Raw genomic sequence first — 11,229 nt, 5'->3', positions numbered from 1 at the left:
AGATCCGCTCCGGCATCACGCCGTGCTGGGCGCACCAGGAGGTGACCGTGGCGAGCAGTTGCGGGTCGACCTTGCGAAGATCCGTTCCTTGGCCTCGTCGGGGACGCCGGGGCCGCGGTCGACGACGCGTAGCTCGACGCGGTCGCCGAGCGCGCTGGCGGCGACGAGGACGGGTTTGTCCTCCGGGCTGTACCTGACCGCGTTCTCGACGATGTTGGCGACGGTCCGTTCCAGCAGTCCGGGGTCGACGGGCACCATGGGCAGGGTTTCGGGGATGTCCAGTTCCACGGAACCGTCGGGTACGCCGCCGAGCGCCATCGGCACGACCTCGTCGAGATCGATCTCGCGGATGAGTGGGGTGACGGTGCGGGTCTGCAGGCGGGACATGTCGAGCAGATTGCCGACCAGGGCGTCCAGCCGGTCCGTGCCTTCCTCGATGCCGGCGAGCAGTTCGGCCTGGTCCTCCTCCGACCAGTCGACGTCCTCGGAGCGCAGCGAGGTGACAGCGGCCTTGATGCCGGCCAGCGGAGTGCGGAGATCGTGGCTGACGGCGGCCAGGAGTGCGGTGCGGATGCGGTTGCCCTCGGCCAGTTCCCGGGCCTGTCCGGCTTGCTGCTGCAGTCGCTGGCGGTCGAGTACGACGGCGGCCTGGGCGGCGAAGGCGGCCAGCACCCGGCGGTCCTCGGCGGGCAGTACCCGCCCGGACAGGGCCAGGGCCAGATGGTCGCCGACCGGCAGTTCGGCATCGGCGTCCTCGGGCCGGGCGATCGGACGGGTCGTGCCCGCACTGTCCACGCAGGCCCACGGTTCCACGTCGCTGGCGCGTTCCAGCAGTGCCACGGACTCCATGCCGAAGGTCTCCCGTACGCCTTCCAGCAGCGAAGGCAGGGAGTCCTCGCCGCGCAGCACGCTGCCCGCCAGGAAGGACAACGTCTCGGCTTCGGCGCGCAGCCGGGCGGCCTGTTGGGTGCGGCGGGCCGCCAGGTCCACCACGGAGGCGACCGAGGCCGCGACGAAGAAGAAGACGACGATCGCGATGATGTTTCTGGAGTCGGCGATGACCCAGGTATGGGTGGGCGGGGTGAAGAAGTAGTTCAGCAGGAGCGAGGCGACCGCGGCCGAGGCCAGCGCCGGGAGGAAGCCGCCGAGCAGTGCGGCACCCACGGTCAGGGTGAGGAAGAGCAGGACCTCGTTGGCGAGACCGGGGCCGCGGTCGGGCGGCCGGGTGTTGATCACTGACGTGAGCAGCACGGTGAGCAGTACCGGACCGGCCACGCCCACCAACCAACCGGTGAGGATGCGCGAGCGGCCGAGGCGGGCGCCGCGGGCCACCGGCAGGCCGCGGCCCTTGGCGGCCTCCTCGTGGGTGACGATGTGCACGTCGAGATCGGGCCCTGACTCGCGGGCCACCGTGGCGCTCACCCCGGGGCCGAACACGTACTGCCAGGCGCGTCGGCGGCTGGCGCCGAGGACTATCTGGGTGGCGTTCACGCCGCGGGCGAAGTCCAGCAGTGCCTGGGGGATGTCGTCGCCGATGACGTGGTGGAAGGTGCCGCCGAGGTCTTCGGCCAGGGTGCGCTGGAGGGCGAGTTCCTTGGGTGAGGCGGAGGTGAGCCCGTCGCTGCGGGCGATGTAGACGGCGAGTACCTCGCCGCCGGCGCCCTTCTCCGCCAGCCGCGCCGCCCGGCGGATGAGCGTACGCCCTTCCGGGCCACCGGTCAGGCCGACGACGATCCGTTCGCGGGCCTGCCAGGTGGAGCGGATGCCATGCTCGCCGCGGTAGGCGCGCAGGTACTCGTCGACCCGGTCGGCCACCCACAGCAGCGCCAGTTCCCGCAGCGCGGTGAGGTTGCCGGGCCGGAAGTAGTTCGACAGTGCGGCGTCGACCTTGTCGGGTGTGTAGATGTTGCCGTGTGCCATGCGACGGCGCAGTGCCTGCGGGGACATGTCGACCAGCTCTATCTGGTCGGCGCGGCGGACCACCTCGTCGGGCACGGTCTCCTTCTGCCGTACCCCGGTGATCGACTCGACGACGTCGCCCAGGGACTCCAGATGCTGGATGTTGACGGTCGATATCACGTTGATCCCTGCGTCCAGCAGCTCTTCGACGTCCTGCCATCGCTTGGCGTTGCGCGAGCCGGGCACGTTGGTGTGGGCAAGCTCGTCCACGAGGGCGACACGGGGACGGCGGGCGAGGACGGCGTCCACATCCATCTCGGTGAATGCGGTGCCCCGGTACTCGATCTCGGCGCGCGGTACCTCCTCCAGGCCATGGAGCATCACCTCGGTGCGCGGCCGGCCATGGTGTTCCACGAAACCGACCACGCAATCGGTGCCCCGCTCCATACGGCGGTGAGCCTCGGACAGCATCGCGTAGGTCTTGCCGACGCCCGGAGCAGCGCCGAGGTAGATACGGAGTGTGCCGCGTGCCATGGTGCGAGGTCCCGATCCTCTTGGTGAACGCCAGGCCGGTTCGATCCGTCGTGTGCGGCGGAACGAACGCGGTCACTTCTCGAAGCGGTATCCCATGCCCGGCTCGGTGATGAGGTGCCGCGGATGTGAGGGGTCCGCCTCCAGTTTGCGCCGCAGCTGGGCCATGTAGACCCGCAGGTAGTTGCTCTGTGTGGCGTAGGAGGGGCCCCAGACCTCCTGGAGAAGCTGTTTTTGGCTGATCAGCCGACCGGGGTGGCGGATCAGCGCCTCCAGCAGCTGCCACTCGGTCGGGGTCAGCCGCACGTCCTCGCCGCTTCGCTGCACCCGCTTGGCGATCAGGTCGACGGTGAAGGCGTCCGTGGTGACGACTGCGTCCGCGTCCGTGGTGTCCGCCTCCTCGGTACGGCGGACGGCGGCCCGCAGCCGGGCCAGCAGCTCGTCCATGCTGAACGGCTTGGTGACGTAGTCGTCGGCGCCGGCGTCCAGGGATCTGACCTTCTCCTCCGAGGTCTGTCGGGCCGACAGCACGAGGATCGGCGACCGGGTCCAGCCACGCAGGCCCTTGATCACATCCACGCCGTCCATGTCGGGCAGGCCCAGGTCGAGCAGGACCACGTCCGGCTTGTGGGCGGCGGCCAGCCGCAGCGCCGTGGCCCCGTCGGGGGCGGCGTCCACCTCGTACCTGCGTGCCCGCAGGTTGATCACCAGGGCACGCACGATCTGCGGCTCGTCCTCGACCACCAGCACCCGAGTCAACGGTGTACCTCCTCCTTCATGCCCATCCATCCTGACCACGCGGGGGCCACCGCCGCACCCCGCCCCCGCTCCGACGCCCCTGGTCGATCTGCGCGCATCACGAGCCGTGCTGTCCGGCCACCGCGTCCCGCAGGGCAAGGTTGAGTTCCAGGACGTTGACGCGGGGCTCGCCGAGGAAGCCCGCCATGCGGCCCTGGGTGTGGTCCCTGACCAGCTCGGCGACCACGGCCTCGGGCATCCCGTTCGCCTCGGCGACGCGCCTGACCTGGATCCTCGCGTACACAGGTGAGATATCGGGGTCGATAGCGGAGGCGGAACCGGTGACCGCGTCCGCCGGAACCGCCGATTCGGGTACTCCGTTGAAGGCGGCGACCTGCTTCTCCGCAGTCTCGACAGTCTTGACGAGGGTGGGGTTGCTCGCGCCGAGCTGGCTGGAGCCGGTGGACAGCGGGTCGTAGCCGCTGTGGGACGGTCGTCCCTGGAACCACTTCGGGTCGGGCCGGTCGGTGCCGGGCAGGTTCCAGCTCTGGCCGATCAGCCTGGAGCCGACCTCCTTGCCGTCGGCCTTGACGATCGAACCGTTCGCCTGGTCGTGGAAGACGGCCTGGGCGACGCCGGTCACCGCCAGCGGGTAGATGACGCCGGTCACCAGGGTCAGGACGAGCAGAGCGCGCAGCGCGGCCCAGGCGACTCGGGTGGTGTTGCGGAGTTCGGTGTTCACAGCGGTCATCCGATCCCGGGGATGAGGGAGATGAGCAGGTCGATGGCCTTGATGCCGAGGAACGGGGCGACGAGACCGCCCAGGCCGTAGAGGCCGAGGTTGCGGCGCAGCATCCGGTCGGCGCTCATCGGCCGGTAGCGCACGCCCTTCAGGGCGAGCGGCACGAGGGCGACGATGATCAGCGCGTTGAAGATCACGGCCGAGAGGATCGCGGACTCCGGGGAGGCCAGGCCCATGATGTTGAGCTTGTCCAGCGACGGGTAGGCGACCGCGAACATCGCGGGGATGATCGCGAAGTACTTCGCGACGTCGTTGGCGATGGAGAACGTCGTCAGGGCGCCGCGCGTGATCAGCAGCTGCTTGCCGATCTCGACGATCTCGATGAGCTTGGTCGGGTTGGAGTCCAGGTCCACCATGTTCCCGGCCTCCTTGGCGGCCGAGGTGCCGGTGTTCATGGCCACGCCGACGTCCGCCTGCGCGAGCGCGGGCGCGTCGTTGGTACCGTCTCCGGTCATCGCGACCAGCTTGCCGCCCGCCTGCTCCCGCTTGATCAGGGCCATCTTGTCCTCGGGGGTGGCCTCGGCGAGGAAGTCGTCCACGCCGGCCTCGTCCGCGATCGCCTTGGCGGTCAGCGGGTTGTCACCCGTGATCATGATTGTCTTGATGCCCATGCGGCGCAGCTCGGCGAACCGTTCCCGCATGCCCTTCTTGACCACGTCCTTGAGGTGGATGACCCCGAGGACCCGGGCGCCGTCGCCGTCCTCGGCGGCCACCAGCAGCGGAGTACCGCCGGCCGCGGAGATCTCCTCGGTGATGTGCGCGGCCTCCTCGGTCACCTCACCGCCGCGCTCGCGGACCCAGGCGAGAACGGACGCGGTGGCGCCCTTGCGGACCTTCCTGCCGTCCACGTCCACACCGGACATGCGAGTCTGCGCGGTGAAAGCGATCCACTCGGCGTGCGCCAGCTCACCCTGGTGGCGTTCGCGCAGCCCGTACTTCTCCTTCGCGAGGACGACGACGGAACGGCCCTCCGGTGTCTCGTCGGCCAGCGACGACAACTGCGCGGCATCCGCGACATCGGCTGCCGTGGTGCCCAGCACCGGCACGAACTCGGCAGCCTGCCGGTTGCCGAGGGTGATGGTGCCGGTCTTGTCCAGCAGCAGTGTGGAGACGTCACCTGCTGCCTCCACCGCGCGGCCGCTCATCGCGAGGACGTTGCGCTGGACCAGGCGGTCCATGCCCGCGATGCCGATTGCCGACAGCAGCGCGCCGATGGTCGTCGGGATCAGGCACACCAGCAGCGCGGTCAGCACGATCAGGGACTGCTCGGCGCCCGCGTAGACGGCGAACGGCTGGAGGGTGACGGTCGCCAGCAGGAAGATGATCGTCAACGAGGCCAGCAGGATGTTCAGGGCGATCTCGTTCGGTGTCTTCTGCCGCGCGGCGCCCTCGACGAGGTTGATCATGCGGTCGATGAAGGTCTCGCCCGGCTTCGTCGTGATCTTGATGACGATGCGGTCGGACAGGACCTTCGTGCCGCCGGTCACCGCGGACCGGTCACCGCCGGACTCACGAATCACGGGCGCGGACTCACCCGTGATCGCCGATTCGTCCACGGACGCGACGCCCTCGACGACGTCACCGTCGCCGGGGATGATGTCGCCGGCCTCACAGACCACCAGGTCACCGATGCGCAGCTCGGTGCCGGGAATCCGCTCCTCCGCGTCGCCCGCGAGCCTGCGAGCGACGGTGTCCGTCTTGGCCTGGCGCAGGGTGTCGGCCTGGGCCTTGCCTCGGCCCTCGGCGACGGCCTCGGCGAGGTTGGCGAAGACCACGGTCAGCCACAGCCAGACGGTGATGGCCCAGCCGAACCAGTCACCAGGGTGCATGACGGCCAGAGCCGTGGTCAGCGCGGATCCGATCTCGACCACGAACATGACCGGCGACTTGACCATGATCCGCGGGTCCGTCTTGCGGAAGGCGTCCGGTAGGGACATCCACAGCTGCTTCGGGTCGAACAGGCCCCCGCCGACCCGGCCGGCGCCGGGCCTGTGACCGGTGGGCGCGCTCTGGTGGGGCGCGAGGGGTTCGGTGCCCAGGGTGGTGGACGGGGCGTCGTGCGGGGTGGACATGGCGTCCTGCTTCTTCGCTTCCGGTGAGGGAGTGTCCTGGGCGTGTGTGTCGGTGTCGGGGGTCATGCGGCCAGTCCCTCCGCGAGGGGTCCCAGCGCCAGCGCCGGGAAGAAGGTCAGCCCTGCGACGATCACGACGGCGCCCACGAGGAGCCCGGTGAACAGCGGTTTCTCGGTGCGCAGCGTGCCCGCCGTGGCGGGGACGGGCTTCTGCTCGGCGAGCGAACCGGCCAGGGCCAGCACGAACACCATCGGCAGGAACCGGCCAAGTGCCATGCACAGCCCGAGCATCGTGTCGTGGTACGGCGTGTCGGCGGCGAATCCGGCGAACGCCGAGCCGTTGTTGTTCGAGGCGGAGGTGTATGCGTACAGGACCTCGGAGAAGCCGTGCGCGCCGGTGTTGGTCATCGACGCCTCACCCTTGCCCAGTGCCATCGCCAGGGCTGTGCCGGTCAGCGCCAGCGCCGGGGTGACGAGGATGTACAGGGCGGCGAGCTTGATCTCCCGGGTGCCGATCTTCTTGCCCAGGTACTCGGGGGTGCGCCCCACCATCAGACCGGCGATGAACACGGCGACGACCGCCATGATCAACATGCCGTACAGGCCGGACCCCACCCCGCCGGGCGCGACCTCGCCCAGCATCATGCCCAGCAGCAGCACCCCGCCGGACAAGCCCTGGTAGGAGTCGTGGAAGGAGTTCACCGACCCGGTCGAGGTCATCGTCGTCGACACCGCGAACAGCGAGGACGGCCCCTCACCGAAGCGCTGCTCCTTGCCCTCCATCGAGCCACCCGCGATCTGCGAGGCGGTGCCCGGGTGCGCGTACTCGACGATCGTCACCACGACAACACCCGCGAACCAGATCACGGCCATCGCGGCGAGGATCGCATAGCCCTGCTTCACGCTGCCGACCATCTTCCCGAAGGTGCGCGTCAGCGAGAACGGGATCACCAGCAGCAGGAAGATCTCCAGCAGGTTGGTGATGCCGTCGGGGTTCTCGAAGGGGTGGGACGAGTTGGCGTTGAAGAAACCACCGCCGTTGGTGCCCAGGTCCTTGATGGCCTCCTGGGATGCCACCGCACCTGGGCTGATGGCCTGCTGATCCCCGGTGAGGGTGGTGATGGTGTGGATGTCACCGAAGTTCTGGATCGCGCCGGCGGCCACCAGCAGCACTGCGGCCACGGCCGACACCGGCAGCAGGATCCGTACGACCCCGCGCACCAGGTCGGCCCAGAAGTTGCCCAGCTCCCCGGTCCGCGGCCGGGCGAAGCCGCGCACCAGCGCGATCGCGACGGCGATGCCGACCGCCGCCGACACGAAGTTCTGCACCGCCAGACCGGCCGTCTGAGTGACATGGCTCATCGCCGTCTCACCCGAGTACGACTGCCAGTTCGTGTTCGACACGAACGAGACGGCGGTGTTGAACGCCTGGTCGGGGCTGATCGCCTTGAAGCCCAGCGACAGCGGCAGTTTGTCCTGCATCCGCTGGAGCAGGTACAGGAACAGCACGCTCACCGCCGAGAACGCCAGCAGCGCCCGTAGATAGGCGGGCCAGCGCATCCCGGCGTCCGGGTTCGCGCCGATGGAGCGGTAGATCCACCGCTCGACGCGCAGATGCCGCTTGGAGGAGTACACGGCGGCCATGTAGTCGCCGAAGGGACGGTGCACCAGGGCCAGCGCCGCGATCAGCGCCGTCACCAGCAGCACATCAGCAAGAACGGGGCTCATGGGCGCTGCTCAGAACCTCTCCGGGAAGACCAGGGCGAGGACCAGATAGCCGAGCAGGGCTACCGCCACGACCAGGCCGACGATGTTTTCGCCACTCACAGCCGCCCCACCCCTCGGGCGATCAGAGCGACCAGGGCGAACACCACGACGGTGGCGAGAACGAAGGCCACATCGGCCATCGCGAGCTCCTACAGAGGTTCGACGAGCGGACATCCCTTCCTAACCCCGCTGCACTCGGGACGGACCGTCCGTTGACGGCGTCCTGACGGCCGCCGGCCTTTCCTTGACGCATCCCTGACGCGGCCTGTTCCTCGGCCGCCGAGGCACCTCTCTTCTTCGTGGTCGGGTGGCGGCCCCGTCCCTGCCACGACCTGTCCTTCTGAGGTCTTGAGGGAGCCTCCGGTTCGCACAGCGGGGACGGGCGCCCATGGCGCGGCTGCTCAGTTACGCGACATGGGCGGGCGTTCTGTCGAATGGCACGCTGATGGGCCACTGGGTGGTGGGGCGAGGCGGTGCGGGCGTCCGGGGGCACGCCCGGCGGACGGCTCGCTCACTCATCGTGTAGTGGAGTTGCTCGAGCCTGAACACGCACCACTGGCAGGCTTGGAGGGCGAAGGTCTCGCCTGCCAGTAGTGATATCGCCGATCTCCGTCACGGGAAGCCCGGTCCGCTCGCACCTGAAGCAGCTCCCGCCTTGCCAGTCGAACCGGCTCCACAGCTCCGCGGGCTTCAGTCCCATCCGGGCTCCTCCTCCCCGAGGTGGGGCAGGGGAGTTCCACCGACCACCGGCACGAAGCGCACCGGACGGGCATGCCAGACGAACGTGTAGCGTCCGGCCGAGAGGGGGAGGGTGAACTCCTCGCCGGTCTTCAGGGCTTCGGTGGGCTCGCGCCATCCGTCGGACAGCCAGTCCCACACGTAGCCAACCACCGACGCGTCGATGGCCGAGGCGATGACGCGCATCTGGATGCGAGCCCAGCGGATCGCGCTGTCCGGCGTGGGCATGGCCGCGAGCGAGAGCTGTTTGCCGTCCTCCTGGCGCCACTCCCACCAGAAACCCGACCTGAGCACCACCGGCTCCCGTACGGCGATGGTGCACCACATGAGTGTGCCGTCCTCGCTGGTCCCCCAGTCCTCGGCGAGGGCTGCGACGATCAGCATGCCGCGACCGCTCTCGTCGTCGGCGGCCGGTCTCTTCACCTGAGGCCGGCCCGGAGTTCCGTCAGCCACCTCGATGCGGACCTCGCCTCGCCAGTACGAGACGGAGAAGCTGATGCCCTCCGTCTCGCCGTACCGGATGGCGTTGGTGACCAACTCGCTGATGAGCAGGTTGGCTGTGTCGATGCAGGGGCCGATCCCCCATAGCCGCAGGTGAGCGGCACCGATCCGGCGCAGTTGTCGCCGTTCCCTGAACCGTGACCCCCGGCCTCCGCCACGGCGCGGCGCGGCGCGGCCACACTCATGCTCACCGCCGGCATCGACGTCAAGATCGTGTCGAACACCTTCGGGCACAGCGACACCCGAATCACGCGGGACCTCTACCAGAGCGTCCTGCCCCACGTCGGCAAGAGCGCCGCCGAGGCCACCGCCAAGCTGGTCCCGCTCCGGCGCAAGGCGGAGGCCGAAGAGGCCGCGCAGAAGGCGGAGCAGGCCCGCAAGAAGGCCAAGCGTGCCAAAAATGCCCGGGCCGAAGGCAAGAAGAAGAGCCAGCGGAAGAAGCCCCAAGAGGTAGGGCCGATCGCCCAACGCTCACGCACCGCGCACCCAAGCAGAGTCCCGGCGTCCCGGCCATGTGACGCGCCACGCCCCGAGCAACAGAAAACCCCAGGTCAACGGCTACCTGACCTGGGGTTTCTCGGAGCCCCCTGTCGGATTCGAACCGACGACCTACGCATTACAAGGTCTATAGCGCTCTCGCGGTGACCAGCGACAGGACCTCCATAGGCCGGTTGACCTGCGGATTTGACATCCCGCTAGGTCCTGAGTAATCCCGGCTGATCCCGTTCTGACGTGTACGGAATGTGTACTGGAACGGGGCGGCCCCGGGCGGTGTTGCGAGCACCGGCCACGGGGCCTACGGCCGGACCCTTCACCAGCAAGGAAGTCCGACCATGCAGGACAACGTACAGCCCACACCTCCGGCCGCCTCCGACGAGGACCGCCGACCGGACCCGCTTGAGTCCGCTCTGCTCGCCGCGTGGAACGCCGGAGAGCCGGAGGAGACCGACGCCCCTGAAGCTGACGCGCAACCTGATGCGGACCTGATGCGCGTTGATGCGCCGCAGGTCAGCGGGCCGCGCACCCACACGGTTCGGCTGCTCGACGCTCCCGGCGCCACGATGACCGTGACGTGTCCCGACTGGTGCATCTCCGACCACCAGGACGAGATGACCCGCGGCACGTTCGCTGCCGACTTCACGCACCAGGGCGCCGAGCTGGTCTTGCCCTCCCCTGCTGCCGGGGACGCGCCCCTGATCTCCGCGCGCATCACGCACGCCCCGTTCAGCCACGCCCTGCGAGAGCCCGTGATGGGTGTCTGGCCGGCCGACGAGGAGATGGGCGCCGAGCAGGTCTCCGTGCTCGCCGACCGGCTGCGCGCCTTCGCCGACGAACTCGACTCCCTGAGCGTCGACCTGGACGACGCCCGCCTCACGGCCCGTAACGCCCGCGGAGGCACCCAGTGAACACTCGTGAACTGAGGCTCGTGCATGGGTGCCCGAAGTGGTGCGCCGAGGACCACACCGGCGAGCCGCCCGAGGACTGGGGGCACGCCTCCCAGGACTGGCAGGTGACCCTGCCCGACGGGACGCTGATGATGGAGGCCCGCCTGGTCTGGGAGCCCGAGGAGAAGTTCCCCCAGCTCGCCGTCAACGGCCCCGGGTTCGGCGTCCTCGCCGACGACGTGGCCATCCTCGGTGCCGACGAGACGGCCGCCCTGGAAGCCGACGTGCAGCGCTTCCTGCGGCGCCTGCAGAAGGCGCAGCGCATCTTGCAGGGCAACCGGCCCCCGCGTAAGAAGTGCAAGCCGGGGCAGCACGTCCGGACCGGGTGGCAGGAGACGCGCCTGTACCTCGCCGAGCGCGACGGCCGGCGGTGCTTCTACTGCCGCAGCGAGTTCGACAAGCTCCGCGGGGTCACCGTCGACCACTACGTCCCTAAGAGCCTGTGGGCGTGCAACCTGCCCGCGAACCTCGTGCTTGCCTGCGACGGCTGCAACAACGCCAAGGCGGACCGGCTGACGTGGTCCATGGCGGCCGTCCTGCTCGCCTGGGCAGCCGGGGAGGGAGGCGCCACCGGGGACGGGAACGGCGCCCAGGACGACGTGCAGGCGCCGCCTGCTCGTCGCCTCCCTGCCTCCCTAGCAAGCTGAACCAGCAGGTCACCCCCGGGGAGGCTGATCCACCACGCCGGAGGTGTCGATTCGGTCAGGCTTCGGGTTGCTCCCGCTCGGGCGGTTCGT

10 protein-coding genes are annotated in these 11,229 nt (G+C 69.3%); 3 read left to right on the top strand and 7 right to left on the bottom strand.

What is annotated here, in order from left to right:
* Positions 1 to 15: 15 nt before the first annotated feature.
* The 7 genes from ABZ281_RS19075 to ABZ281_RS19045 form a co-directional block, all read right to left on the bottom strand.
* Positions 16 to 2,433: a DUF4118 domain-containing protein gene (locus ABZ281_RS19075; protein WP_356656916.1), complete on the bottom strand. Its 2,418-nt coding sequence runs from the start codon at positions 2,431 to 2,433 to the stop codon at positions 16 to 18.
* Positions 2,434 to 2,505: 72 nt separating this feature from the next.
* The gene (locus ABZ281_RS19070) at positions 2,506 to 3,189 is read right to left on the bottom strand and encodes a response regulator (protein ID WP_356656914.1); all 684 of its coding nucleotides are present in this window, start codon (positions 3,187 to 3,189) and stop codon (positions 2,506 to 2,508) included.
* 97 nt (positions 3,190 to 3,286) lie between these two features.
* On the bottom strand, positions 3,287 to 3,919 hold the full coding sequence (gene kdpC, locus ABZ281_RS19065) for a potassium-transporting ATPase subunit KdpC (protein ID WP_356656912.1): 633 nt from the start codon (positions 3,917 to 3,919) through the stop codon (positions 3,287 to 3,289).
* Positions 3,916 to 6,042 carry a potassium-transporting ATPase subunit KdpB gene (gene kdpB, locus ABZ281_RS19060; protein ID WP_356656920.1) on the bottom strand — a complete coding sequence of 709 codons (2,127 nt, stop codon included), beginning with the start codon at positions 6,040 to 6,042 and terminating at the stop codon, positions 3,916 to 3,918. Before kdpB ends, kdpC begins: the two co-directional genes overlap by 4 nt.
* Before the next feature lie 62 nt (positions 6,043 to 6,104).
* A complete protein-coding gene (gene kdpA, locus ABZ281_RS19055; RefSeq protein ID WP_356656910.1) occupies positions 6,105 to 7,769 on the bottom strand; it encodes a potassium-transporting ATPase subunit KdpA in 1,665 nt (554 codons plus the stop codon).
* Positions 7,770 to 7,778: 9 nt separating this feature from the next.
* Entirely contained in the window at positions 7,779 to 7,868 is a 90-nt protein-coding gene (gene kdpF, locus ABZ281_RS19050; protein WP_298561892.1) for a K(+)-transporting ATPase subunit F, read from the bottom strand.
* Positions 7,869 to 8,498: 630 nt separating this feature from the next.
* Positions 8,499 to 9,164, bottom strand: a complete 666-nt coding sequence (locus ABZ281_RS19045) for an ATP-binding protein (protein ID WP_356656918.1) — start codon at positions 9,162 to 9,164, stop codon at positions 8,499 to 8,501.
* 66 nt (positions 9,165 to 9,230) lie between these two features.
* Here ABZ281_RS19045 and ABZ281_RS19040 point away from each other — a divergent pair, with 66 nt between their 5' ends.
* From ABZ281_RS19040 to ABZ281_RS19030, 3 genes are all read left to right on the top strand, one after another.
* Complete coding sequence (locus tag ABZ281_RS19040) at positions 9,231 to 9,692, top strand: hypothetical protein (protein ID WP_356656922.1); 462 nt, start codon at positions 9,231 to 9,233, stop codon at positions 9,690 to 9,692.
* Between the two features lie 188 nt (positions 9,693 to 9,880).
* Positions 9,881 to 10,453, top strand: coding sequence for a hypothetical protein (locus ABZ281_RS19035; RefSeq protein WP_356656907.1), 573 nt, complete (start codon positions 9,881 to 9,883; stop codon positions 10,451 to 10,453).
* On the top strand, positions 10,450 to 11,139 hold the full coding sequence (locus ABZ281_RS19030; protein WP_356656905.1) for an HNH endonuclease signature motif containing protein: 690 nt from the start codon (positions 10,450 to 10,452) through the stop codon (positions 11,137 to 11,139). Before ABZ281_RS19035 ends, ABZ281_RS19030 begins: the two co-directional genes overlap by 4 nt.
* Positions 11,140 to 11,229 lie beyond the last annotated feature (90 nt).

Source organism: Streptomyces sp. NPDC006265, from assembly GCF_040613555.1.
GTDB lineage: Bacteria > Actinomycetota > Actinomycetes > Streptomycetales > Streptomycetaceae > Streptomyces.
Note: the sequence above shows the minus strand (reverse complement) of the source record. Positions and strands in the feature narration are given on the sequence as shown.